General features: G+C 58.0%; 11 protein-coding genes. 5 read left to right on the top strand and 6 right to left on the bottom strand.

Annotation, left to right across the window (positions count from 1 at the left end):
• Positions 1-215: 215 nt before the first annotated feature.
• Both ETAA8_RS00715 and ETAA8_RS00720 read right to left on the bottom strand, forming a co-directional pair.
• The gene (locus ETAA8_RS00715) at positions 216-2,585 is read right to left on the bottom strand and encodes an outer membrane protein assembly factor BamB family protein (protein WP_145083417.1); all 2,370 of its coding nucleotides are present in this window, start codon (positions 2,583-2,585) and stop codon (positions 216-218) included.
• A gap of 216 nt (positions 2,586-2,801) precedes the next feature.
• The gene (locus tag ETAA8_RS00720; RefSeq protein WP_145083421.1) at positions 2,802-5,066 is read right to left on the bottom strand and encodes a PQQ-binding-like beta-propeller repeat protein; all 2,265 of its coding nucleotides are present in this window, start codon (positions 5,064-5,066) and stop codon (positions 2,802-2,804) included.
• 633 nt (positions 5,067-5,699) lie between these two features.
• Between ETAA8_RS00720 and ETAA8_RS00725 the strand changes: the two genes are divergently transcribed.
• Complete coding sequence (locus ETAA8_RS00725) at positions 5,700-5,924, top strand: hypothetical protein (protein ID WP_145083424.1); 225 nt, start codon at positions 5,700-5,702, stop codon at positions 5,922-5,924.
• 562 nt (positions 5,925-6,486) lie between these two features.
• Positions 6,487-7,758, top strand: coding sequence for a diaminopimelate decarboxylase (lysA, locus tag ETAA8_RS00730; RefSeq protein ID WP_145083427.1), 1,272 nt, complete (start codon positions 6,487-6,489; stop codon positions 7,756-7,758).
• 55 nt (positions 7,759-7,813) lie between these two features.
• Here lysA and ETAA8_RS00735 read toward each other — a convergent pair whose 3' ends face one another.
• Positions 7,814-13,165 carry an SUMF1/EgtB/PvdO family nonheme iron enzyme gene (locus ETAA8_RS00735; protein WP_145083430.1) on the bottom strand — a complete coding sequence of 1,784 codons (5,352 nt, stop codon included), beginning with the start codon at positions 13,163-13,165 and terminating at the stop codon, positions 7,814-7,816.
• Between the two features lie 53 nt (positions 13,166-13,218).
• Positions 13,219-13,860 (bottom strand): ECF-type sigma factor, encoded by a 642-nt coding sequence (locus ETAA8_RS00740; RefSeq protein WP_145083433.1) that lies wholly within the window; start codon positions 13,858-13,860, stop codon positions 13,219-13,221.
• A 255-nt stretch (positions 13,861-14,115) separates the two neighbouring features.
• Here ETAA8_RS00740 and ETAA8_RS00745 point away from each other — a divergent pair, with 255 nt between their 5' ends.
• Both ETAA8_RS00745 and ETAA8_RS00750 read left to right on the top strand, forming a co-directional pair.
• A complete protein-coding gene (locus tag ETAA8_RS00745) occupies positions 14,116-18,099 on the top strand; it encodes a hypothetical protein (RefSeq protein ID WP_145083438.1) in 3,984 nt (1,327 codons plus the stop codon).
• Between the two features lie 521 nt (positions 18,100-18,620).
• Positions 18,621-19,409, top strand: coding sequence for an RNA polymerase sigma factor (locus ETAA8_RS00750; RefSeq protein ID WP_145083441.1), 789 nt, complete (start codon positions 18,621-18,623; stop codon positions 19,407-19,409).
• Between the two features lie 16 nt (positions 19,410-19,425).
• Here the strand turns inward: ETAA8_RS00750 and ETAA8_RS00755 are convergent, their stop codons facing one another.
• Both ETAA8_RS00755 and ETAA8_RS00760 read right to left on the bottom strand, forming a co-directional pair.
• On the bottom strand, positions 19,426-22,359 hold the full coding sequence (locus ETAA8_RS00755; protein WP_202921479.1) for a serine/threonine-protein kinase: 2,934 nt from the start codon (positions 22,357-22,359) through the stop codon (positions 19,426-19,428).
• A 37-nt stretch (positions 22,360-22,396) separates the two neighbouring features.
• On the bottom strand, positions 22,397-24,442 hold the full coding sequence (locus ETAA8_RS00760; protein WP_145083447.1) for a caspase family protein: 2,046 nt from the start codon (positions 24,440-24,442) through the stop codon (positions 22,397-22,399).
• 296 nt (positions 24,443-24,738) lie between these two features.
• Between ETAA8_RS00760 and ETAA8_RS00765 the strand changes: the two genes are divergently transcribed.
• Positions 24,739-26,289 carry a DUF4384 domain-containing protein gene (locus ETAA8_RS00765; RefSeq protein WP_145083450.1) on the top strand — a complete coding sequence of 517 codons (1,551 nt, stop codon included), beginning with the start codon at positions 24,739-24,741 and terminating at the stop codon, positions 26,287-26,289.
• Positions 26,290-26,292 lie beyond the last annotated feature (3 nt).

The raw sequence follows: 26,292 nt of genomic DNA on the forward strand, positions 1-26,292 counted from the left end.
CTGAATTATCGATGGATGTCGGGTTGCCAAGCTTGGTTAACCGGGCCGCTTGCCGCCGTTGAACTGGTGGTTCGCTTGTCTTGAGGTTCACCCGCGCAAGCGCGTGGGTTAACCAGATGACATTGATCGCTAGTCGGACTACTAGAGTGTGCAGTGCGATTGAACCCCCGCCGCAGGGGCGGGGGCAATTGAACAACAGAACAACAAGACGGACCTTACTTCTCTTCGCCGCCAGCTGATTCTTGGATCGCGAAGACGTGATCCTTGTTGGCGATGTACATCACACCGTTGGCAATGATGGGCGTGCTGTAGACCGAGTTCAGCATGTTGATTTCGGCAATGGGATTGTCGGGAACTTCCTTGCTTAGATTGAAGACGATGATATCGCCGTCTTCGTCACCAACCATCACCTTGTCGCCGGCGATCATGGCCGAGCCCCAAGCAGCGGCCAGCATGTCGTAGGTCCAATAGACCTTGCCCGTCTTGGCGTCGATGCAGTGAAACAGTCCGCTGAAGTCCGGCAGGAACACCAGGTCGTTCTTAATCACCGGCGTGCTGATGCTGCGATGGAATTTCTCCATGAAGTCGTCGATCTCGCCGTTGCCGTCCCAGTCGTACTCGGTGTACTTCCAAACGACGCCCGAGTTCGGATTGTCTTCGATGACATCCCCTTCTTCTTCGACTGCTGCCTGAATGCGTTTGCGCGGCATGGGGTTCTTCTTTTCGTCGCGATTCTTCACCAGCTTCTCGCTGATGTCGCCGCGCTTGGTCGGGTCGATGCACCAGAAGATGCCCGAGCCTTCGCCGTGTTCCGGATCTTGTCCGGTCGCGAAGTAGACCTTGTTGTCGTACACCACGGGCGTGCTGATGATGTCGTTCCGCGTGCCGCGGCCCCCCAGTTCCAGAATGCTATCTTTCGGATTGCAGTCGAACTTCCAGAGCAATTCCGGCTGGCCGTCTTTACCCTTGTTGGCCTTGAAGCTGTACAGCCAGGCATCGCCGCCACCGAACAGCACCTGAGCTTCGCCGCCCAGAATCGCGACCGTGGGTGACGACCATTGGCCGTGCAGAATCAAATCTTTCGGGCTGTTGTCGGTCCAGTAAACTTCGCCCGTGTTCTTGTCCATGCAAATGAAGCTGGGAGCATCGGGAGCGGGCACGACCAGGTGCGATTCATCGACACCGTTGCTGGTGTTGACGAATAACAGGTCGCCCCAGGCGGTGACCGAGCAACTGCACATGTTGTGCTGCGAAGTGCCCAGTTGCTTCATCATGTCATACGACCAGATGACGTCGGCCTCTTCTTTGTCATCGGGAGTGGTGATGCGGAAGATGCTCAAACGCGGACCCGCGAGCGTAGCGTAGAAGTCACGCTTCACACCATTCGACATGGCCGAGAAGTTCCACTTTTTGACCGGGCCCTTCACTTTTTCATCGGCCTTCAGTTCGATGTCGCCAGCAGCAAGCGGAGCACCAGCAGCTTCGAAGCGCGACTTCAGTTCGTCGCTGAGCTTGCCTTTTTCGAGGTCGGCCACGATCGCGCCCAGCTTGTCGTTGGCAGCGTCATCGGCGCGAACCACATCGAACAAGCGAGCCGGTTCCTTGGTTACAGCGCCATCGTCTTTGCCGTCGTAATAGCCCTCGGTATCGAGGCACTTCACTTCACCTCGGCTGGTGACGAACCACAGCCGGTTCCCTTCGATCAGCGGCGAGCAGCAGACGCCTTGCAGCGGCCAATCGTGTACGCGACCGGTGTGCAGCTTTTCGCTGCTGTGTTGCCAAAGGAACTTGCCATCTTTTTCGTCGAAGCAGACCAGGCAACCCAGGTCGGTATCGCCGGGATAGCGCTTGATGTAGCCGTTGCTGTTGTTGGTGCCGAGGAGGACTTTGCCCGAACCGACCACGGTATTGCCGTACGTCTGGCTGCCGAGCGTGGCGACCCATTTGATGTTCTTGGCCTTCGCCTTGAGCCATTCGCCGGTCTTGCGATCGAATTGACCGGGAGCAAATTCCAGCGGAACTTCGCCCTCGATCACGGGGACGTTATTGCGCATCGAAGTACCGCCCCATTGGCCCCAGTCACCTTTCTTGACGACGGGGTTCTCGGTCACACTCTTGGTGCCCGGCTTCTCGGGCGCGAGAGCAACCTGGTCTGGAGCCTTCTCGGTTGGCTTGGCTTCGGCATCGCCGCGAGCCTTCAGGTCAGCTGCTTTCAGTTCGGCCGCTTTATCTGCCGCAGCTTTCACTTCGTCGGCTTTGACGCCCGCTTGGGGCGGCATCGGCTCGCCCAGTGTGGGCTTCGGCGGAGGAGCATCCGCAGGGGCTTCGGGCTTGGGTTCGCCGGGAGTGGGAACTTCAACAGGGGCCGGTGCAGGAGGAGTGGCAGCAGGTGTCTCCTCCGGCTTGACTGGATCGGTTTCGGCCGGCATGTCGATGCTCGGCGGATCGGTGGGCTTGGCGTCACCGTCGCTCGTCAGGGACGAACCCGTGGGATTGTTCGGCTGACAGCCCGGCAAAAACGTCGAAACCGTCATGCCCAGCATAAGGCTGGAAAAGATCGCCAAGTAAGTCTTGGTCCGTTGCATAAAAACCGCTCTCCCTACAAAGTTCATTCGCCCGCTAACGACTGGTATTACGAGCGGGACGAAGAAATAGTTGTTTCAACAAGTATCTGCCGGTTCACCCGGCAGAGTCAAGGGTAAAAACTGCGAGTCACGCGCTGAAATAGCGTGGGCTTTAGCCCCGCCACACTTCAAAGTCACGTGGGCTAAAGCCCACGCTACAGGACTACAACAACAGGACTACGAATTGGGCGTTACGGTCAAGTTGTCGATATGAACTTCCGCATTGGTAGCATTACCGAACAAGCCCGGAGCCCCTTCCTTATTGGGCTGCGGGTCGACTAGCTCAAGCGTCCAATCCGCAGGCTCTTTGTCTTCCTTCTTCCAAACCTTGGCCTTCACCACTGCCGTGCCATCGACGTTGGCGGCCTGCAATTTAAGCGTGTACCACTTGCCCCCTTCGATCTTGAAGGGCTTGGTGGCGAAGTACCGTTTGTCGTGCGAAATCCAACTCCCGATTTGCACCAGGTTCCGCTCGCCGGACACTTCAAACGTATAGCCTTGAGCGATCACACCCATGTCGGGCTGCTTGCCATCGGCTTCGAACGGCAGCATATCGGCCTGAATGGTGTAGTCGTGCAGATCGGACTGACCGAGCGATGCGCGGCTTCGCGTTCCCTTAGGAATCGTAGTAATTTTCGCAAGGAGACTGTTGCCGTCAACCTTGCGAAGTTGATGCCGGTAGCGAGCACCAATCCAAGTGATGGGCGCGTCGGTGAGTCCTTCAAAGTCGAACTTCCACGGTAGCGGCGGCACAATGCGAATGCGAGCGCGGGCCTTGAGGTCGCCGACGGTGGCCGTCACAAACGCGGCCACATGCGCGCCGTCGGCTGCCGCGGTGAATTCACCTTTCTCGGTGATCTGGCCGTTGGCATCGACTTCGAACTTCGCGTCGCTGGTCTTCAGGAACTGACCGCGCGAGTTGTAAAGCTTGACCGTGAACGATTGCTTCTCACCGGGCCGCATCAAAACTTCGGCAGGAACAATCAAAGCCTGCGCTGGAGTTTGATCTTCCGCGACGGGAGTTTCTTCCGGCTGCTTGGGCTGCGGAGTCGAGCCTTTCGTCTTGGCTTTATCTTCGAAGCAGTAGAGCGCGCCAGTGGTCAAAATGTAGAGCCGACCGTGACTGACGACCGGCGAAGCCCAGCATTCATCGCCGGTGGGAAAATTGCCCAGCGTCTTGCCGCGCGCGGGGCGTTCGACACCTTCGTCAGAAGGCTTGAGGATGTACCAACGGCCGTTCTTTTCGCAGTGATAGATCTTCCCATCGGCATAAACCGGAGCACCGAAGTTGATCGTACCGAGGCTGACCTTCTTGCAAACTTCCTGGCCGGTCTTGGCATCCAGGATGAACAACTTGCCCGCATCGTCGGGGCAATACAACCGATCGCCAACTTTCAAAATCGAGCTCTTGCCGTCGGCGATTTCCACCGACTTCCAGATCTCCGCTTTCTCGGTAACGTTACCTTCCTGCGTGCCATCCAGGGCGACCACAGCGCCGACCATGCGACCGAGCGCCGGATCTTTTTCGCTCTTGCGATTCTCTTCGCTGTGACCCATATAGATCACGTCGCCATCGACGGTCGGAGTGAGATTCAAACCGCGGCGCGAGAATTCATATTCCCACACCTTCTTGCCTGTGCGGGGCTGAAAGGCATATACGTAGCCATCGCCCGAGCCAGTGATGAGAAGCTTTTGACCTTTGATGGTCGCGATGGTGGGGTTGTTGTAAATGGTGTCTTCGGGGCGAAGACGCGTGCTGATGAACCACACGACCTGGCCATTGCTCTTATCGAAGGCCAGGATGCGGTGCGCGGGGACCGCCATCTCGCCCCAGCCAATGATGACCGAACCGAGAATGACGAGGTCCTCGAAGATCACCGGGCTGTTCGTACGACCGCCGTAGGTTGTCAGCACGCCGAATTGCTCGTGCAGCGGAATTTGCCAGATGGTCTTCCCGGTCTCACCATCGAGACATTGAAACAGGCCGTTGGCCCCCATCGAGAACACATTGCCAGTGGCCGGATCGCCGACGACGCTCGACCAGCCCACGCGGGTATCGGGAACATCGCTCGACCAGACGTTGTGAATGCTTTCCCAAATGGTCGCGCCGGTCTCGGCATTCAAGCAGACGACCTTTTCGCATTCCTTGGGAGTGGCCGGGTTGTGTCGTGCCAGGTAGTAGATCTTGCCGCGCAGGACAATCGGCGTGCTGCGCGCACCCAGGTCATCGCGCTTCCAGGCCAGGTTGCTTCCTTCGCCGCCGCCAGGATTAATCGTATCGGGGAGGCCTGTCTCGCGCGAGATGCTGTTCCCTTCGGGGCCGCGCCAGTAGGGCCAATCGAGCGGATCGACCTTTGCGCCTTGGGCGGCAACTGCACTAACAAGACCCAGGCTGGCCAATAGCCAACCAGCAAACATCCAAACGAAACCAGCACGTTTCATGATTGACTCACGTTGAGTGGAGAGGCGGGAAGGGAACCTGGTGGGCTGTTCACTTTTTTAACAAGCTCATTTCAGGATAGCGCAGCCCGCAGCCTGCCGCAACCGCCTGAGTTCCGAACCGAGATTACGAAACGTTGGGTGCGACAGAATGACTCGCGCGAGGTCTTCGCTTCAGGGAGTTACGTACTGGGTTGTTGCCAGCCGGCAACGTGCAGTTGGCGTGGCAGCAAAATGATGCTTTGGCCGATGTCAAACTTTGCTGCCGCAATTCCCGACGACAATCGCACAAAAATCAAGCAGCCAGGTGGCAAACTTCGCAGGATTGAGCGCGCAGGATAGGAGTCGTCTTGACGCAGGTTCAAGAATCTGGCGAAATGCGCGCAGAAAGTGGTTAACCAAGACCGCCGGCGTGCCGTTCTAAAAAGAGACGGCAGTTGTCGCAAGTTGGGAACACTGGGCATCACCGTCAAGTCGGTCCTGGCGGCCGCAAACATGCTCCAACATGGCTGTGGTGATCGGCTTACAGCAATTTTTACGGAATATGGAATTTTTTGGCACCGCAATTGCATTAAGGGGAGAGCAGATTCGGCTGCTGCCGAAAATAACTCTCCTGCTGCTCGAAGGAGCATCGCCATGTTCAAGCCCACTTCGAAGACCAACGCTGCTCCTCAAAAAGCTGCTGACCGCGCCGCGATCGCCGTCCAGGTGACGGAAGTCGAATATGATACGACCAACCCGGCCTGGGTGACCTTCGATCAACAGATGTCGGCCCAGTTGTTCGACATGGAAGTTCGCCATGCCGGTCTGGCCACGCCCCTGTCGCTGGCCAAGAAGCTTGCCGATAAAAGCAGCCGGTAACGACGGCTCAAGTTCATCGACTCGCGATTGAATTTTGGTTGCGAGCAACGGGGGACAGCATTTGCTGTCCCTTTTTTGTTTCTTGTTCCCGGGCGCGATTTTGCTTCTCCTCGCTGCGAAGGATAAAATTCCAGCATGATTCACGACCCCCGAAATATTCAATTGACGCCGGAACAGCAGCAACAAATAGCTGACCTTGCCGAGCGCACTGGGCAATCCTGGCAGGACTACCTCGCCACCGCACTCGACAGGCAGGCAGCGCTAACTCGCGTAAAAACTTCGACTCACCAGCCACGACCGGGCGAGAGTTTCTTGCAAGTTGCCACGAGGCTCGGACTCGTTGGCTGTCTCGATAGTGAGATTGGCGACCTAAGCACAAACCCGAAGCATATGGAAGGCTTCGGAGAATAGACCAAGCGGCTACATCTTGCTGAGCAACTGAATAGTTGCACCAATTTCGCTCCCCGCCCTGCCCCTTCCCCTCGTTTCCGCCGCACGGGATAATTCCTGCTCTTCACTTCTGCATTCTCCCTTCTTACTTCTGCATTCAAGAGTTTTCGCCATGCCTGTTGTTGGCACCTTCCCCACCATCCGTTCCGAAATCGCCGGCGTTTCTGTGCTCGAACTGGCCAAGCAGTTTGGCACCCCCAGCTACATTTATGACGCGGCATCGATCGTCGAACGCATCAACGACCTGAAGCAGTTCGACGTCATTCGCTTCGCCCAGAAGGCCTGCTCGAACATTGCGATCCTCGACCTCTGCCGCCAGAACGGCGTAGTGGTCGACGCCGTCAGCGGCGGCGAAATTCACCGGGCTATGAAGGCGGGCTTCAAGCCCGGCAATGTCGAACACCCCGAAATCGTTTACACCGCCGACATCTTCGACCGCGAAGCGCTCGAGATGGTCGTCAAGCTTGGCATTCCGGTGAACTGTGGTTCGCCCGATATGATCGACCAACTGGGCGAGAAGGCTCCGGGCAGCAACATCACCCTGCGCATCAATCCGGGCTTCGGTCACGGCCACAGTCAGAAGACGAACACCGGCGGCGAGCAATCGAAGCACGGCATCTGGCACGAGCAGCTCGACGACTGTTTGCAGCGGGCCGATCGGGGCAACATCGCGGTCACTGGCATTCACATGCACATTGGCAGCGGTACCGACTTGCATCACCTGTCGCAAGTTTGCGGGGCCATGGAGAAGGTCGTCGAAACCGTCGGCCGCAGCGTGAAGACGATCAGTGCTGGTGGCGGCTTGCCGATTCCGTATAACACCAAGCAGTCGTACGTCGATCTCGACCAGTACTATCAGTTGTGGGATGCCTCGCGCAAAAAGCTGGAAGCGAAACTCGGCCACAAGCTGACGCTCGAAATCGAACCCGGCCGCTACCTGGTCGCCGAGAGCGGTTATCTCCTCAGCGAAATCCGCGCGGTCAAGCAGATGGGCAACAACACGTTCTATCTGCTCGACGCCGGCTTCAACAATCTCGCGCGGCCCATTCTCTACGGCTCGTATCATCCCATGTCGATCGCGCCGGCCAATGGCTCCACCAGCCGGCCCGAAGTCGACGTCGTCGTCGGTGGTCCACTCTGCGAATCGGGCGACATCTTCACACAGGAAGAAGGTGGATTCGTCTGCACTCGCAAACTGCCCCAAGCCAACATTGGCGACTATCTGATTCTGGAACGTGCCGGTGCCTACGGCTTCGTCATGGCCTCGAACTACAACAGCAAGCCGCTCGCTGCGGAAGTGCTGATTAAGAACGGCAAGCCCCACCTGGTTCGTGCCCGTCAATCGCACGAAGACATTACCCGCGGTGAAGTGATCCCGGCGTAATTGCTGCAGGCAGCGAGCAGCCACTGACCTGGCAGTTGGCATCCTTGCGGCTTTCTTAGCGACCTCTTTGACCTGCTGACGGAGCGGTAGGGTTGAGATCTCGCGCCACGCGGAAGCCCGTTGCGTAAGAGCGGCTGATAGGGCCGGAGCCGTAACGGTTGGTGCTGTAGTTTTGGTAGGGGACTTGCATCCAGCTACCGCCGCGTTGGGCGTAAGCACTGCCGGATTCCGGACCCTTGGGATCCGTGGCCGGGTAGCTTCGTTCGGCATAGGTGGTCAGTCGGAAGAAGTCGCTGCATAACTCCGCTAAGTTCCCGTGCATATCGAACAGCCCAAACGGGTTTGGCAACTTCGTCCCCACCGGCCGGGGACCGCTCCCGGCAATCGCGTGATACCAGCCGTATTTGGAATGCTGAGTTAAGTCGTCGCCGAAGGAAAAGACCGTAGTCGTTCCCGCGCGACAGGCGAACTCCCATTCCGATTCGGTTGGCAGCCGGTAAGTCGCCTGCTCCTGCTGAGACAGCCACTTACAAAATGCAACGGCGTCGTTCCATGAGACCTGCGACACTGGCTGGTCCTCGTGGATTGCATAACCGGGGTCGAGCCACGATTTGCCCTTGTTCGACGCTGGATCTTGGGGCTGCGGCTCCTTGTACCCCGAGTTGCCGAATCCGTAAACTTCGGCATCTGTGCGATGGCCCGTCGCTTCGACGAATCGGCGGAATTGGGCGACCGTAACTTCCGTGGCACCGATGGCGAAGGGCTTTGTCAAAATGACGGGATGATCCGGGTGCATTGATTTTCGCGCGAATTCGGGAAGGTATTGCCTGTTTTTGTCGCCGCTCTCAGCGACGATCTTGGTCAGCGTGGTTAGTTGTTCTTCCGTCAGACCCATCATGAACTCACCCGGCGGAATGAGCACCATCTTCGCGCCCAGGGTGTTGGTCGTTTCAACTTCGGTACCCAGATAACTGGCCCAGGCCGCTTGGTGAGCTTTCGCTTCGGCCGCGGTGAAGGGAGCTTTGGCTGGTGAAGGCTGTGATTCCGCTCGTTGAACTTGGGGAATGTCTGCATGGGCCGACGAACCGTCCAGGCTCCGCACCACGCGGAAGCCGATGCCGTGATAACGATTCCTTGCGCCCGAACCATATCGCATTGAACTGCTGGGTTCGAAAGGGGCATGCAGCCAGGAGCCGCCACGTTCGACGTAAGAACCGCCTGAAGTCGGGCCTTGCGGATCGATCGCCGGATAGCCTCGCTCGGCATAAGCGGTCGATGAATAGAAGTCGCTACAAAGTTCCTCCAGGTTCCCGTGCATATCGAACAGCCCGAACGCGTTGGGCAACTTCGTCGCCACCGCTTTCGGCCCGCCACCGGCAATCGCGTGATACCAACCATACTTGGCCAGCTCCGCTTCGTCGTCGCCGAAGGAGAACACCGTCGTCGTTCCCGCGCGACAGGCGAACTCCCATTCCGACTCGGTTGGCAACCGGTAGGTTGCCTTTTCTTGCTGCGAAAGCCACTTACAAAAGGCGACTGCGTCATTCCAAGACACTTGGGACACCGGCTGTTCGTCTTTGAGCGGATAACCGGGATTGAGCCACGATTTGCCCTTGTTATCTGGAGTTTCCCGATCGCTGAAGGTCGTGTACCCGGAGTTGCCAAAGCCATATTGCTCGGCCTCGGTGCGATAGCTGCTTGCTTTGACGAATTCGCGGAATTGCGCGACGGTGACTTCCGTGGCCCCCATAGCGAAGGGCTTGGTCAAAATCACTCGATGTTGTGGGCTTCGAGTCTTGCGCGAGTGTTCGACAAGCCATTGTTTGTTGCCGCCGCCCCGCTCAACAACAATCTTGGCCAGCGCGGTCAGTTGCTCTTCTGTCATGCCCATCATGAACTCACCCGGTGGAATGAGCACCATCTTTGCGCCGACACTGTTGATCGTTTCAACCTTCGTTCCCAGATACTCGGCCCAGGCCGCTTGGTGAGCCTTCGCTTCGGCCGCGGTGAAGGGAGCTTTGGCTGGGGGCGGAGCGGTGCCGCTCGACGTCGGTGGTTCTTGCCAAGGCACGCCCAATTTTCGTTTTGGAAGATTGATAGCAACGAACAAGTCGCTATCCTTGACGGCGGGATTCGTATCTCGCGAGAGCACCAGCGTCCCACGCTGAGGGTTGTAGCGGGGGCTGCGACCGCGCAACTGCGCGCCGTCGATGGTCAGCGTTCGATAGGCACCGAAAGGTTCCTCGAGCGTTTTACGTTCGGCAATATACACCTCGGGATTGCGGTCCCCGCCGTGGCAGAAACTGAGCGACAGTCCGTCCTCGCTGAGGAATGGCCACGTCAAAGCTTCCGTTAGAGTTGCCTCAGCTTTCAGGGGAACAAGTTGAGGTTCCGACCAGGGCTTGTCGCGCGCGGTACGGCGGCAGATGACGAACTCCGTATCTTTCCCTGGGTAGCTTTCTGCAGTCCTCGCCCGCTGGAAGACCAGCGATAAACCATCGCCGCTTAGTGCCGGACTCTTCATTCCCTTTTGGGTTGCTAAAACGTCGATGAGGCGCGGTTTGCTCCAGGCGTCACTGCTGGTGGGGCGCGACATCTCGTATAGTTGCGAGGCTGGATCGTACTTTCCTGGGAGTAGTACGGCATAGGTATCGTCGAAGGTCGGCATAAAGTGCCGCCCGGCAATGACCGGCTGTTCCGAGTAGAGATAATCGAGGCCCGGCTTGGTTGCTCGAATGGTCTGCGCGTTCTCCCCTGGCACTTCGCGGGTGAAGTAGAGTGTCAAGCCGTCCGGGCTTTCCCAAGGCGCAGCTTCGTCCGAGCCGGCAGTGCTCACGCTTCGGAGCAGCTGCAGTTCTGGTTTTTGTACCCAAGGAAGGGGAACATAACGTTGTGGCGGTGGGATAGGAGTGGGGATATTGCCCAGCGTCCTGACCACGCGCAAGCCAATCATGTTTGTCGCTTGTATTGGATTGCCCTGAACCCGAGCCGCCGATCGCGCAGCCAATTCATGGTAGTACCAGCAGCCGCCACGCATAGCAGGCACGGGACCAGCGTCGACGTTTAGCGGGTTCTGCGTCGGCGCAGTGCGATACCAGTCATAACTGCACAAGTCGGCGCACCACTCGAACAGATTGCCGTGCATGTCGAACAGTCCGAACGGATTGGCGAGCTTGCTGGCCACCGGCAACACCTGCGCTTTGTTGCCAGCGACGCTACCATGCTGATCTATGTCGCGCGAATTATCACCAAAGGAAAAGAGCGTGGTGGTTCCGGCTCGGCAAGCATATTCCCATTCCGCTTCCGTCGGCAGCCGATAGCCATTTGCGGCAGGCTGAATCGACCAAGACGCGACATCACGTATCATGCCTCCGCTGGACTTTTCATACGCGGGCGTCAGTCCTTCTTGTGTACTCAGCCAATTGCAGAACGCCATAGCGTCGAACCAATCGACGCTCGACACCGGGTAGTCTGGTCCGGAGGGGCTTTCTTCCCGCCAGGTTTGGTTCGTGGTCCAATTCCGCTTCTCCTTGGCCGCTGGATCCTTCGCAAACAACTTCTCATCAGCAGTTTGATATTTGGCTGCATCGGCAAACTGGCGGAACTGCTCGTAGGTAACCTCCGTGGCACCGATGGCGAAGGGCCGCGAGATGCTGACCCGACGTTGCGGCAGCTCATTCAAATAATCGTTTGACAAGTCTCGCTGCTGGCGAAGTCCTGCTTGCACCGCCGCTTCCACTTGCTCGGGCGTACTCCCCATCAGGAACTCGCCCGGCGGAATGAGCACCATCTTTGCGCCCAAGGTGTTGGTCGTTTCAACTTTCGTTCCCAGATACTCGGCCCACGCAGCTTGATGAGCTTTGGCTTCCGATACGTTGAAAGGAGCCTTGGCGGGGGGCGGTGCCAACTTGCTTGTTTTTTGAATTGACGGAGCGGGCGAAATATCAGGCGGCTTGGTATCTGCCAAATTCTTTAAGGCTACCGAGCCGTTGTCTGGAACCTTTGTCCGGAGAATTTCTTCTCCTTTTTCGTTGTAGATAATCACCCACACGCCAAGAGCTGCGAGGAGAACTGCACCGAAGCCAGCGGCGATCAGGGCGACGTGCAGGGGAATGCGCGGTGGCTTTTGGTTCTTCTCGGGGTTGCTCGTCGCGGGTGTCGAGGTTGCACCGCCTGGCGCGGTGCGGAGTTGAATCGTCACCTCGCCTAGCAGACTGTCGGTATCGTGGGTGAGCGCGTCCCGCGTCGCTTCGCCGGAGTTGATGGTGCGGAGTGTCGACTTATCGCCGCCGAGCCCCAACTTCGCGAGCGCAGTTTCCACCTCCTTCATGGACTGGAAACGATCCTCCGGTTTCTTCGCGACCATCCGCTCGAAGATGTTCACCAGCGCGGGTGGCGCATCCGGGCGGCGCGATGAAAGTGAAGGAATCGGCTTTTGTTGGTGCGCCATGAGCTTTTGCACCAGCGTCTCCCCTTCGTACATATTTTCCGCAGTCAGCAGGCGATAAAGCGTGCAGCCCAAACTGTAGATATCGGCCCGGGGATCCGCGTTGCGCGTATCGAGCGCCTGCTCGGGGGCCATGAAGTCGACCGTTCCCATCACTTCGCCCGATTGAGTCACTGCTGCGCGGGTGGGATCTTCGATGCGGGCCAGCCCCATATCGAGAATCTTGACGGTCCCCTCTTTATTGAGCAGCAGGTTCGCCGGCTTGATATCGCGATGGACGATCCCCTTCGAATGTGCGTAAGCGAGGCCATTCGCCGTCTGGCGCACGCAGTCCACAGCATGCGCCAGCGTAAGACAACCTTCTTGCGCGACAAATGTCGCCAGGTCGCGGCCTTCGACATACTCCATCACCAGAAACAATGTTTGCCCAGAGACATCGGCGTCGTAAGCGTGGGCAATGTTGGGATGCGTGAGCTTGGCTGCAGCTTTCACTTCCTGCTGAAAGCGCCGCACCACTTCCGGAGTTTTGGTGATTGCTGGCGAGAGTACCTTGAGCGCTACGATCCGCTCCATGCTGCGGTGCTCGGCTTTGTAAACAGCACCCATGCCCCCTTGGCCCAACTTTTCGAGCACCGTGTAGTTCCCTAGCACGAACAACTCGGCGGGTCGTTCGTTGCTGGCTCGACTGGCGATGACAGAGGAAATGACTGCGGCGAACTCGGGTGCCACAGACAGATAGTCGCTTGCCGCGGGCGATTCGCCCCGCTCGCTGCGATAGTCGCAGTCGAGGGCCACAAGTTCGCTCAGGAGCGCACTCTGTTCGGCCGCAGCAACCCGGGCCAGGTAGGCCCTGAGGTCGGGGCGCGAATCCGCTCGCCACTGCTGTTCGAATTCGTCGCAAAGCGAGTCAATTCGTTGCTGCGTGGCCAGGGCGATTTTATCTTGCTGCTGTTCGGGCATGACTGGGTCTCTTTGCTCAACCTCAACAACCGCGGCACTTACCCGACAGCTAATTAGGAAAGAATCGATTTAGCGTCGGGTTTTTCGAATTGCCCCCACAGATCGCGGATCAAGCTCAACTTGCGCTCGATCGTCCGCGTGCGGACGCCGAGCTGGGCGGCAATTTCGTCGTTCGTATAGCCCTCCAGTTTTGCCAGCGCTATTCGCCGCAGCGTTTCGTCGTTCAAGCTGGCCAGCAATTGGTCGAATTCTTCCCCGACCTGCTGGGCGAATTCGGGGGTCGGTTCACCTCCCACCACTTGATCGATACCGGCGACCGGTTCGTCGCTCGTGCCGCTGAACACCGACTCGCCCCGCGTAAGTCCTCCGCCCCGTTTTTGCCGCTGATCGTGCTTGGCCTGATTGATCGCTTTGCGGGCAGTGAGCATGACCAGCACCTGCCATAAATCGTCACGGTCGTCGAGTCGCGGGAAGCGACCCCCATTCACGCCGCGGCAAAAGCTGTCGAAGGCATTGAGAACCACATCTTCTTCGTCGGCCACGCGCCGCGGTGCCGTGCGCAGCTTGTGAGCCGCCAGGCGAACCAGTCGTTCGTAATACCGCTGCCAGATGCGCCCCGCAGCGACAGCTTCGCCTGCCTGCAGGTCTTGCAACCACATGGTCACGCTATTGTTGTTCGGCTCACCGCTAGTCATCGTGAGAAGTTGGCCCCCTGGGCAAGACGCTGTCCGGCCGTAGTACAGGTCGAATACTCCCGCGAATTGTAGTCTGAGTGAGGGGGTAGCTCCAACAATGAAACGGTTGTTCGAAGATGCTGACCAGCGGGCCAACCATCGATCAATTTCGATCTAAAGTCCGTTCGTCCTTAGTAGATTGTTCGCGGGTATACTGGTGAATCCTTCAATGAATAAGTCGTTAGTACTTCAATTCCTACTCGATTTGCCATCCACATGCTCAAACTTTTTTGCCACGCTTCGATCTTGTTCGTATTGGTAGTTGCCAGCGGGGTTCGCGCAGATGAACCGGAGCCGCAAACACAACGCGGGGTGCCGGTCAGTTATCAACTCCCCGCAGATGGTCCGCTGCCGAAGACTTGGCGCGTGACGCTGGCGATTGTGGAAGCCAAGAATCCAGGTTGGATCATCAGTCAGTTTGCTGCTGGCGTGGTTCGAACGGTGACTGCTGACAACGGTGGCAAATTCACTGAAACCTGGAACGGCCTCGACGATAACTACATGCCCGTGCCGCCTGGCGAGTATGGCGTGAAGGGGATCTACATGCCGGCTGCGGAGTGGCACGTTGATGGTGAGTGGCACTCGATGACACCGAAGTTCGTCGGCGGAGCTTCCTCGTGGATGCCGCCGGCCAAGGATTGGCAGACTCCGATGCCGTTCAACGGGGATCCGGTCGATTCGCCGATGGGGGATGTGGCGGTCGGTCCGAATGGCGTTGCCGTTTTTTACTATCGATATCTGGAGAACGGCAAGAACAACCCGATGTTCGATCTGCATCGGCCCGTTGGCTACAACCAGTTTCTGCGGGCCTTTATTTCCGGCGGTGCAGGAGGTGGCAACGCCACGGCAACCGATGGGGAAACCGTTTGGAGTTACTCCGATGAAGGTGGCCCGAAGTATGTGTATCGCGCCGACCAAAAGCCGTTCGGCAGCAGCTATGGAGCACATCGGACGAACTGCTACTTGCCCGCCGGCAAAGTCACCTCGCTGGCTGCGTGGACCCACGCCGGCAAACCCTATCTGGCGGTCGCTCAGCGGGGAAAGATGGTGCCCCGGCAAGACGCTCGGCATGTCAGTTATCAAGAAGATCCCAACGAACCGGTCAACAAGATCACGCTCCACGACGGCGAGAACGGCAAGATCCTGGGCGAGTTGCCATCAACGGCTCCGCAAAGTCTGACCGTGAAGAACGGCGTGCTCTATGCGCTGCACAAGCAAGGAATGGGCTGGGGGGTGAGTGCGGTTCGCGTGGAGGCCGGCACCGCGAGTGGCGAGTGGAAACAAGTTTGCCTGGTGCCAAGCGAGATCACTCCGGCCGATATGGAAGTCGATAGCCGGGGGCGAATCTATCTGAGTGACGAGCAGGCCAATCACGTCTTTCAACTTGATGCCGCCGGTAAGGTGCTGCTCAAGTTCGGACGACTCGCGGCGCAGCAGCCTGGAACGTACGATCCCCACACCTTCATGGCTCCCGGCAAGCTTGCCACTTGGGTCGATGCCGATGGCAAGGATCGTCTCCTCGTTGTGGAGAATGCGGGACCAAACCGGGTGAGCGAGTGGAGTGCCGATGGCAAACTGCTTCGCGAATTTCAGTCGCTGCAAACCAAGGCCAACAACGGCTGGGCCATCGATCCCCAGCGCTCCGAGCACGCTTATGTGCCGGGGCATCAAGGCTGGCTGACGCGATTTCTCGTCGACTACGAATCAGGGAAATGGACCGTCGATGCCGTGTGGCCCCTGCGTGATGATCCGCGCGCTCGCGATCTGCGTAAGCCCCGCGTCATTCATGCGCAGGGCCGAGTCTATCTGGTGGGAACTGCTGGTTCGCGTCAGAACGCGTTCACCGTTTACCGCTTGGACAAAGCCGGTTGGAAGCTATCGGCGGCCATTCTACGAATCGAAAAGGACGCCAAGACTCGCACCATGGATCACTTCCTCTGGCACGATGCGAACGATAACGGCCGCGTCGACGACGAGGAGTTGACGGCCACTCAGCCTCCGGTGGGCACGTTCACTTATCACGGGCAGAACTGGAGCGCGGACTTTGCTTTTTTAGCGGTCTCGATGGGAACTCCCGATGTCTGGCGCCTCGCACCGAGCGGCTTCGATGCTCACGGCAACCCCATTTTCAAAGAGTGGACCAAGCTGCTCACCGATCCGATCTTCACTGCCCGAGCGAATAAGACAGCGGATGCTGTTCATGGTGGCAACGAGCTCGACGAAAAATTCTCCAGCGATTGGTGTCAGGCCGATGGCTCGCTGAGTGAAGGCTACTACGTGCAAGCTCGTGGCGGCAAAAGCTTCAGCGCGAACGAAGGCCCCCAGCACAAGATTTCCCGCTACGTGCCCGATGGAGCAGGTGGCTTCCGATTGATGTGGCGTACCGGTCGCACAACTCTCAAGGGTGTTGCCAAGCCTGAGGAAGTCTATGGCGCGATGCGCGTTCACAAGGCTGTGAACGGCCTGCTGAGTGTGGTCGATCAGTCGCGCTGTGGGATTCTGCTCTACACGGAAGATGGGTTATACGTCGACACATTGTTTCCCGATGGTCGCGTCTCCAAGCAGCCAATGGGCATGTACCCGCAGCCCGGTGAGTTCTTCGCCGGCTCGATTTATCCCAACCAAACCAACGGCAAGATCTATCTCGGCATGGGCAAGTACACGCCTGTTCTGTTCGAAGTCGAAGGCTGGTCACTGCGCGAGAATCCCGTTCGTCCGCTGACGACCGTTCAGCGCACGGTGAACATTTCCGCAGCGCAAATTGCTTCGCCACCCGAGATCGCGCTCACGCTCCGTGGCGGCGCTGGCTCGGCGAAGTTTGCCCGCTTCTCGCCAGCTATCGGCGGGGCCGTGCTGGATGGCTCGCTCAGCGGTTGGGAATCGTGTGAGCCGGTGAAGTTCAGCGCAACGAAGGAGCAGGCGGTCGAAGTCCGCTGCCTGTACGATCCCGAACATCTTTATCTCCGCTGGCACACGCGGCTGGCAGCCAAATTCGAAGCGAAACCCCTACCGCCACTCGAACGAATCTTTACGCACGACCAAGGTGCCGACACGCTCAGCTTTTATGTGCAGAGCGATGTGAATGCCAAGCCTGCCAGTAAACCCGAAGGGCGGCCAGGCGATGTGCGCGTCGTGTTTGGTGTCTTCCAAAAAGGTGACAAGGTTGAGCCGGTCGCAGTCGGTATGTATCCGCATTGGGAGAAAGCCGGTGCATCGCCGCAAGTCTATCGCACTCCCGTCGGCAGTGCCTCGTTTGCGCACGTTGGGCCGATTGAGGGCGCGAAGCTATTTCAGCGATTGGATGAGGACGGCAAGGGATTTGTCGTCGTCTCTGCTTTGCCCCGCGCGGCGTTTCCGCAAATGAAAGAACCCTTTGCCGGCGGCTTGCGCACGCTCGCGAACTTCGAAGCGACCTTGGGTGGGCATAACAAGTTCTGGTGGGCTGATAGCGATGGCTCTGCCAGTCGCGAAACCTACGACGAACCGACCGAAGCTCGGCTTTATCCCGGTTCTTGGGCACCGATCGAATTCACGGGACTTGGCGAGGGCGTGATCGTTCGCAATTGGCTTGTCTGCGGCCCATTTGGCGGTCCCGGAGCGGAACAATTCAACTGGGATCCCAACGGCAAGATGCCCAACTCGACGAAAGACAAAAAGGTTGCCGTGCGTGAACTGCTGGAGGCGGCCAAGTATCCGCCTGAAGATGGACGGGTTGACCTCACCGCTCGTTACACGGGCGAGATCATCAAGGGCTGGTGGAACGATCCGCGCGTCGTCACTTGGAAGCCAGCCAAGGTTGCCGACCTCGATACGCGACTTGCTGTCGGTCAAGCTGCAGCCGTTTGGTTTGGTTCAACGTGGGTGCATGTGCCCGAGGCTACGGAACTCAAATTTCAGTTTCAAACCCATCCGCAAACTTACTTGCGGTGGTCACTCAACAACGAATTGGTTCCCATTAAAGACACTGCGTACAAAGATGCAGCTTTTCCAGGAGGACCGCTGCGTCTTCGCACCCATGAACAGACATTGACCTTGAAGCAGGGCTGGAACCAAGTTGGCTTTCGTGGTTACTGCACGGGCTATTCGCACGTGTATGCGGGACTCACCTTCCAAGGGGACGCCGACAAACTGTGGACTCTCAAGCTCGCAGCACTTCCTCCGGAAGCGTCCTCCACGAGCGGGCCGCTTCCAGCCAAATAGTTGCCAGTGAATGATCGAGTGCAATTGGCCGCCACATGGTCGGTACCTGGGGGGAGCGTATTTCAGCTTGACGATTCGCCGGGATTGCCCGGAGCAGAATAGCAGCGAAAAATACGCGACAGTTGCTTGACAGTGTTTCATTAAGTCGTCATAACATAAGCGACTGTTTTGGCAGCCGGGTGGAAGGCGCTGCGCTGCGGGAGCAGTTCGCCTCGTTGTGCTGAGAACTGGCGCGGCACTGAGTCCTTGGCATTTTGGAGAATGCGAAGCAGCGGCGAGGTAAGTCGCAGAGGCTTATCAGGCGGGTTCACCAGCAGGGTTTATCAACAAACAGGATGATTTTGGAGTTTGCAAATTGGGCGCAATTCGTTGGTGCGAAACGGCTTGATTGCGATGCTCGCAAAAGGGGGGTGTTGATAAACCTCATCACAAGGCGACGCCATTTGGAAGCTGGCAACCAGCGATTGGCAACCGCTGAACGTTTAGGTCGTAATCGCTGAAGCAAAAGTCGGAGCTTGACGATGGACGGCAAGAATGCTGCCAAAGGTGAAATGGAGCAAACAGAGTCGCTCGCTCAAATTGCCACCCAGTGGAGTCTGCTGCGACTGGCACACGAAGATGCTGTGGCCGGTAGCCAGGCAGCGCGGCAAGCGCTCTTGCTGCGCTATAGCCGTGCGGTTCGCCGGTTTGTGGGCCTGCTGATTAAGGATTCGACTGCGGCCGACGATGTGGCCCAGGATGCGATGGTGCGCCTGATGCGCGGCGATTTCGCCAAGGCCGATGCCGAGCGAGGACGTTTTCGAGATCTGCTGCGGCATGCCATTCGGAATATGGTTCGCAATTATTGGTCCCGCGAAAATCGACGGGCCGGTGTCGATCTCGACGAGCAGCAATTGGCTGCCGAAGAGGCCACGCAGAACGAACTGTGGGAACAACAGTGGACGAGCGTCTTGCTCGACTCCGCCTGGCGGGGACTCGAAGATTATCAACGACGGAACTCCACGAGCATGGCCTATACCGTGTTGCGCTTGCGGGCAGACCATCCGGACGATGATTCCGAGCAACTTTCCGGAAAGCTTTCTTGCCAGCTGGGTCGGCCGGTGAACGCGGCGGCAACTCGCCAGCAACTGCGCCGCGCGCGACTGAGGTTTGCGCAGTTGCTCGTTGAGGAAACGGCCCGCGGACTCGCGCTGCCAACGCCAGCTGCCGTCGAAGAAGAACTAATGAGCTTGGGGTTGATGGAGTATGTACGTGACTTTCTGCCAGCCGATTGGCAGACGCAGGGACAACTGCGGGCTGACGAAGAGTAGTTGCCAGCGTCAAGCTCTATTTGCTCTGGGTCTTTGCTGCCTCGGCACCGAGTAGCTTTTGGAATTGTGGGTCATTACGCAGCGGTTTGAAGTCGGGAAGTTTCGCGATGGTTTGCGGCGAATGTTGGCCGTGGTCCAGCGCCTGGCCGAGGAGCTGCAAGCAGCGCTGGCGGCAGAAGTCCTCGGCCGTTTGGCCGTCGATTTTCGCCTGTCCTTTGATCACAGCTGCGAGGGGGAGGCATTGTGCGAAAAGTTGGGCGGCTAGTAACTCGCTGTCGGCCTGCTGCGGAAATAGCGTAGCCATTTGCTCAATGGCGAGCGCGGCTGCCGTCGGCTCGCCCTGCTCGATGAGGAGTCTGGACAGAGACTGCAAGTGGTCGCGCAAGCGCAGTCGATAGGCCAAGGCCTCGGCATTGGGCGCGAGTGCCCGCTGCTGGGACTTAACCGCCTGCTCGAAATACTTGCGAGCATCGGCGTCCGCGCCGCGTGCGGCCAAGAGCTTTCCGGCAGCATGTTCAATCAAACCAAGTTGGCTAAAGACATCTGGCCGTTCCGGAAACAGCTGAGTGAGCGCAAGCTGAAGTTGCAGAGCTTGCTTCAAGGTCAGCTCGGCCGCGGTCTGCTCGCCGTGCTCGGACTGATGGGAAGCCAACTGCAGCAAGGCCTTGGTTGTGCCGTGACGAAAGTGCGGCGTCTCGGGTTGTTCACTGGCCAGGTTTCGAAACGCAGCCGTCGCTTGTTCCAGCAGCGACTGCGCTTCCGTCTCGTTGGAATTGCCGACGCAGAGTGCGAGATTCAACTGCGTGGTGGCGAGTTGCTCGCGATAGGCTGGTACCGTGGGATAATCGCGGACGAGCACTTGAAAAATTGCGATCGCGCGATTGTAAGCCTCGGTTGCAAGCAGGCTCTCGTTGCGAGCGGAGGATGCGGTCGCCAGGTTGTTTTCGACCGCCGCGAGCGTGGCCAAGGTCTCAGCGTTCTCGGGATCAAGTTCGCGAAGTTTGGTTAGCTCCGCTCGAGAATCGTGAAGCAGCTGCAGCGCCAACTCAAGTCGTCCCTCACCGAGTTCTAGACTTGCGAGGTTGCTTGTGCTCACGGCCAAGGCCTGACGGAGTTGTGCATCAGTTGGCCGCTGGGGGAGCAGAGCACGTTGCAGCTCGACCGCTTGCCGCAGGTCTTGCTGGGCTTGCTGCGATTGACCTAGCTGGGCGAGCAGCAGGCCACGATTCGACAAGGTCGCTGCCTGGAGTTGTTGAAACTCGGTTCGTTGCGGAAACTGCTTCGCGGCGCGCTCCCCAAGATCGAGCGCGTGGCGATAGTCTTGTTCTGCTGCGGCAGTGCGACCTTGTTGTTCGCGCAGCAATCCAGAATTGTTATGAGCGGCTGCCAGTTCGCGCAGTCCCAGCGCATCTTCTGGTTGGGCAACCACGAAGCGATCTAGTTCACGAATGGCTCGCTGGTAACCTTGGTCCGCTTCGGCCAGTCGACCAAGCAATCGCTGGATATCAGCCGCCTGGCGTTCGGCTCGCGCGGACTGAAGTTCAAGACTGGGATTATCAGGGTTCTGCACTCGCAACTCCTGACACAAGTTCATTGCCCATTCCAGTAATTGGCGACGGACAGGAGACGAACGCGGCAGGGAGGCTAAGCGGCCCGCGGTTAAGTCAGTAAGCAAGTTGTCGACTGCCGCCTGTGTCTCCTGCAAATTGGCTTCGGCCCGATCGCGTTGCTGCGCCGTCTTGGCAAGCTCTTGCGAGATTCGCCAGTTATGGCCGATGAGGCCAGCAACGGTGAGCAATGGTAAGAGCAGTGCAATTGCCAGTGCGAGCGCTGCTGCTGGATGTCGCCGCGTCCATTTATAGGTTTGCTCGATGGGCCCAGCAGGGCGCGTGTGAATGGTCTCGCCATTCAGGTATCGCTGAAGTTCGTCAGCGAGCGTTGCGGCCGACAGATAGCGCTGGCGGGGAGATTTCTCCAAACACTTGAGGCAGATCGTTTCCAGATCGCGCGGAATGCGAGCGTCGAGGCGGCGCAATGGGACTGGATCGCTGCTGGCAACCAGTCGCATCGTCTCCATGACATCGGCCCCGCGAAACGGCTGCCGCCCGGTAAGCATTTCGTAGAGGATGACACCCAGCGCGTGGATATCGGCGGCGGGACCGATATTGCGAGTAACTCCCGTTGCTTGCTCTGGTGCCATGTAGGTTGGTGTACCGAGAATATCCCCCGTTCGCGTTTGTTGGCCGTCGTCGTCCAGACGCTTGGCCAGCCCGAAATCGGTGATGCGAGGTTGCACGTCCGCAAGTTGGATCGTGCCATCCTCCGCGCGAAATCCATCGGCTACCTGCAGCAAGATGTTGGCTGGTTTCAGGTCGCGGTGGACGATGCCTCGTTGATGGGCAAAGTGAATTGCTCGCGCGATTGTGGCGACCAGCTCCGCACTCGATCGTGCCGGCTGCGGTTGCCCCTGCAAACGCATGGCGAGATTGCCCCCGTCGACAAATTCCAGTGCTAGGTAGCTTAACCTACCGACTTCACCCACTTCGTACATTCGCACGATGTGCGGATGTTCGAGTTGGGCCACCGCCTCTGCCTCGCTGCGAAAGCGCGAGATCCAAGCCGTATCGCCATTGTGGGGATGATGCAGAATCTTCAGCGCAACCACTCGTTGAGGCTTCAGCTGTTTGGCCTTGTAAACCACCGCCATACCGCCCCGACCGAGTTCATCGAGCAGTTCGTAACCCGGAACTTCCGGTGGCGCCGCGGGAGTGCCGGATATGGAGATCGAAACGGCCTCACCAGGACCAGACGAACAGGCTGCCCCGCAAGTTGGACAGCTGGGGGCTGGCAACGAGGTGCGCGTATTGTCGGTCGAGCTATCCGCCTGCTGTTGCCAGCGGTGACCTTGCGGGCACGTTAGGAGCAAAGCGGTTTCGTGATGAGCAACCATATACGACCGAACGTGGGGCGGATGGGTGTACTCGGGCCTACTTGCCCGCATGGAATTTGTCCGCGTCCAGGTAGCGAATGTGAACAACGCTGATCAGGTCTCCCGCCCTAGTGTCGCGCCGTTCGGTGAGAACTTCGGGAGTTTCCCAGGGTTGTACGGTGGTTCCGCCGCGTACCGCGGTTGGCGTGTAGAAGGCAGCAGTGATCATTCCCATGCTCTCGGTAAAGTTCTTTTGAGCGGCCAGCGACTGAGCGGGATCGGTGACGACAAAGCGGCGTAACTTGCCAGCAGCTCCGGTTTCTGTCACAAACCCCCGGATTGCCCAGACCCGTTGTGGATTCTGGGTAACATCCATCATCCACTCGCGGGCTTCATCTAGTTTTGCGATCGGCGCGACTTCGACGGTGCTAATACCTTTCTCAGCGCGCAACTTTTGCGGCAGGGTGTTCAGGCCATCGACCAGTACCTTCACGCAGCAACTTTCGTTGTTCAGGATTCGGACCCAGATCTCGTAGACCTCGCCGTTCCGCAGCGGGATGACATACTCGTTGCCTCGAAATTCGCCGACCCGTTCTTTACCGTTCACCATGATCGCAACTCGATAGGGGAACTTCGGATCGCGCATGGGATGGGGGGCAGTCGCCTTTTCGTCAAGCTTCTGAATTAGCTCGCCGGAGTTATCGGAGTTGCCGGGTACCGGTGGCGGCCGATCTTCCGGCTTGATTGCCACGCTGTGGCCGAGCATTGCCCACTCGTTTTCGTTGAGCAGGGCCGATCCCCCCGCTGCGCCCACGAGCGATTCGGTCTCAATGTTTTGCAGTTTGCACTGCAGGGTGATGGTCTTGTTCTGGCGATGTCGCAGAGTGCCCATGACAATCGCGGGCATTCCGCCTAGTTCTTTGGAAAGCTGCTGGAGCGCTTCGGGCGAACCCAACTGATCGACGGTGAACTTCTGCTTCTTCAGAGCGGCGATCAGTCGCGTACTGTCGATTACTTCGCAAGTGCCCGACTGCAGGAGCGTTTTTTCGAGTTCAGCGGTGCACCAGCGCCCGAGCGAGCCGAACCCGCCGCCCAGAGCTTCACCCAGCGGAGTGTCGGTAGTGAATTGCAATACTCCGACCTTCTTGAGTCCCCGCTCCTGCATCGACCAGGCCATTTGCTGCGCCATGTCGTTGATCAAATACTTGAGCTTGGTCGGCACAAGTTCGAGCACTACCGGGGTTCCGCTGCCGCCGCGAATGATGCGAACTGGCGTTTGGGGCCGGTGCAGCTGACTCTTAGCCGTGTGTGTCACATTCTTGTGGACGTACTTGTTCAGCTCGTCGATGTCGACTTCGGCATCACCATTTTCATCTGCATGGCCGGCGAGGCCTTGATTGAGCCAGTAGGTAAAAAGTGACTGCCGCTTCTCGACCCAGATTTGACTTTTCTCATCACCGGTCGAACTGGCCAAAGTCACAACGCCTTCCAGATCGCGGAACGGCTCTCCCAAGTCCTTGGCGCTGGCTCCTTTAATCAGCTCCTCACCTTTTTCGGTCCCTGCATGACACGAGTCGAGCACTAGCAATTTGAATTGGGCCGGACACGCGGCAATTTGATCTTTCAGCCAAGAGACCGAGATGCCCGTGGCAGCGGGATTCGTTGGATCGCAATCGATCGGCGCGAGAAACAAGTTGCCGTCCTGCGAACGAAAGCCGTGACCACTGAAATAGACAATTAGCCGATCCTTGGCCTTCGGCTTGCGCAGGTAACGTGGGAGTTGTTCGATCAAGCTGGCTTTGAGTGGTTGAAAGCGCGAATCGGGTGCAGTCTCGACAAATTTAATCACCCGTTCACTCGGCACGCCACCACGATCTCGCAACGTGGCGGCCAGCTGATCGACGTCGTTCATTGTATAGGTCAGCGGCGTCGCTTTTTGATAGTTCTCAACGCCAATTAAAATCGCCCATTGCTGGCCGGCGGTTTCGTCGCCATCACCAAAGGCCAAGTCCTGGGCTACTAACGAGGGCAGTTGGCATGGCAAAGCCAATAACGCCAGCGCGAGGATACCGAAACTGGCATGCACAAAAGCGGGGGCGTGCATCGAACGAACTCCTGTATATCTCAGTGCAAGGGGCGACGAGTTTTGGCAAACAGCCCGAATAGTCTGATTGCAACTGCTTTCGCCTTCGCAGTTGGTCAATATACAGACGAGTTTGCCAGGTGTGACACTCAAAAATCATGGTGGCTGACCATTTATAGAACGCTCACATTTATTTTCTGACGCGACTGTCACAAGCTCGTTTCTGGCTGGTACGGATCATAGACTAGGAACTAATTCGCTCACGCCCGGCGTTCAACCGGCTGAGTGCTGGTTCGACATTTTGCTGGAACTTGCCCATGAGCCGTCTATCTATTTGCCGTTGCTCCTTGGTGTTACTGGCCGCGGTAATGGCCGCTTCACTGCAGCTGTTGGCCGCCGATCCGGTGCCTCCCAAGCCCACCGGGATCAACGATCAGATCTTCAATGACAGGCCGTCTTTCTTGGTCGGCGCTCAGGTCAATCGAGCGAATCGCGAGTATCGCGAAGGAGACTCGCTGACCGTGAATGTAACCTCGGAGGAAGACGCTTATCTCTACGTGCTCTACCAACAGGCTGACGGCCAGGTGTTTCAGGTCTTTCCCAACCAGATCCAAACCGATAACCGCGTTAAAGCCCGGCAAGCCGTGCGAGTGCCTGCCGAGACCGACCTTTTCCGTTGGGTTGTTGGCAAGCCGTTTGGCAAAGAGATCATCAAAGTCCTGGCAACCAAAGAACCTGTCGATGTCCTTTCGCAACCCGAGCTGCTGAAAGGCCGCTTCAACCCGGTCAGCAAGCAGGCCTTGAAAGGTGTGGAACTCGAACTGGGCGCGGATAAGCCCATTCGCTGGGGCGAGACCGATGTCGAGATTCACACCTACGCCAACACCCAGCCCCCCGAAGCTGCCGTGGCGCGGCGCTACGGCGTCTTCTTCGGCGTCTCGCAACATCGCTACAACAAGTATGTCGTTGCCGCCAAAGGAAAAGATGCCTCGAACGATTTATTCGCAGCCCATCGCGATGCCCAAGAGCTGGCCGAGACCATGCGGACTGCTGGCCGGCTGGATGGAATCAAGCTCTACACGAACGACCAGGCCACCAAGGCGAATATGCAAACGGCCATCACGCAGTGGCTGCCATCGGTCTCGAAGCCGGGCGATACCGTCGTCATCTATTTTTCGGGACACACCGGACAAATGCCCGATACCAGCGGCGACGAAAGCGATGGCAAAGACGAGTACCTGGTGCCGCACGACATGCTGGGCCCAAGGGAATTCATCGCCATGGCCGAACTGCACAAAGCGAACAAGCTTTCGGCGGAAGACGCTCGGGAATTCGAACAACTCCGTACCGAAGTTCAGAACTTGGGACCAGAACCGGAAGTGAAGCTGATCGCAGCAACCGGAGTCACCGACGACCAAATGGCTCGTTGGGTTCAGCGGCTCGACGGGCGACAAGTGATTTTCATTAGCGATTCCTGTCATAGCGGCGGGTTTGCCCAAGACGAGACCAACTTCAAAGGTTTGCCCGAGGAAACTAAATTCGACTTCCTGCAAGGCGAAGCTGGTCGACTCAAAAACCTGGGGCAAAGCGATCATGCGGTGTTGTGCGCTGCCCACGCTAACGAACTCGCACTGGAACGTCCCACGAAAGACATGAGTGTGTTGACCTACTGCCTGGTGGATTTTTTGAATCGACCCACGGGCGCTCAACGACTCGAAGACTGCTTCAAATTCTGCGATGGCGAAATGCAGCAGTACTTTGCGGACTGGAACAAAGCCCTCGAGGCAGCGGGTCGAACCGAACGAGTAACCGCCAGTCATCCATTCCTGCTGAATCACTGCACCAAGCCGGTGTTCATTAAACCCTAGGGT

This window comes from Anatilimnocola aggregata, from assembly GCF_007747655.1.
Taxonomy (GTDB): Bacteria; Planctomycetota; Planctomycetia; order Pirellulales; family Pirellulaceae; genus Anatilimnocola; species Anatilimnocola aggregata.

Coding starts and splice junctions, on each gene's coding strand:
- ETAA8_RS00715 (WP_145083417.1), bottom strand. CDS start 2,585: ATGCAACGGACCAAGACTTACTTGGCGATCTTTTCCAGCCTTATGCTG.
- ETAA8_RS00720 (WP_145083421.1), bottom strand. CDS start 5,066: ATGAAACGTGCTGGTTTCGTTTGGATGTTTGCTGGTTGGCTATTGGCC.
- ETAA8_RS00725 (WP_145083424.1), top strand. CDS start 5,700: ATGTTCAAGCCCACTTCGAAGACCAACGCTGCTCCTCAAAAAGCTGCT.
- lysA (WP_145083427.1), top strand. CDS start 6,487: ATGCCTGTTGTTGGCACCTTCCCCACCATCCGTTCCGAAATCGCCGGC.
- ETAA8_RS00735 (WP_145083430.1), bottom strand. CDS start 13,165: ATGCCCGAACAGCAGCAAGATAAAATCGCCCTGGCCACGCAGCAACGA.
- ETAA8_RS00740 (WP_145083433.1), bottom strand. CDS start 13,860: ATGACTAGCGGTGAGCCGAACAACAATAGCGTGACCATGTGGTTGCAA.
- ETAA8_RS00745 (WP_145083438.1), top strand. CDS start 14,116: ATGCTCAAACTTTTTTGCCACGCTTCGATCTTGTTCGTATTGGTAGTT.
- ETAA8_RS00750 (WP_145083441.1), top strand. CDS start 18,621: ATGGACGGCAAGAATGCTGCCAAAGGTGAAATGGAGCAAACAGAGTCG.
- ETAA8_RS00755 (WP_202921479.1), bottom strand. CDS start 22,359: ATGGTTGCTCATCACGAAACCGCTTTGCTCCTAACGTGCCCGCAAGGT.
- ETAA8_RS00760 (WP_145083447.1), bottom strand. CDS start 24,442: ATGCACGCCCCCGCTTTTGTGCATGCCAGTTTCGGTATCCTCGCGCTG.
- ETAA8_RS00765 (WP_145083450.1), top strand. CDS start 24,739: ATGAGCCGTCTATCTATTTGCCGTTGCTCCTTGGTGTTACTGGCCGCG.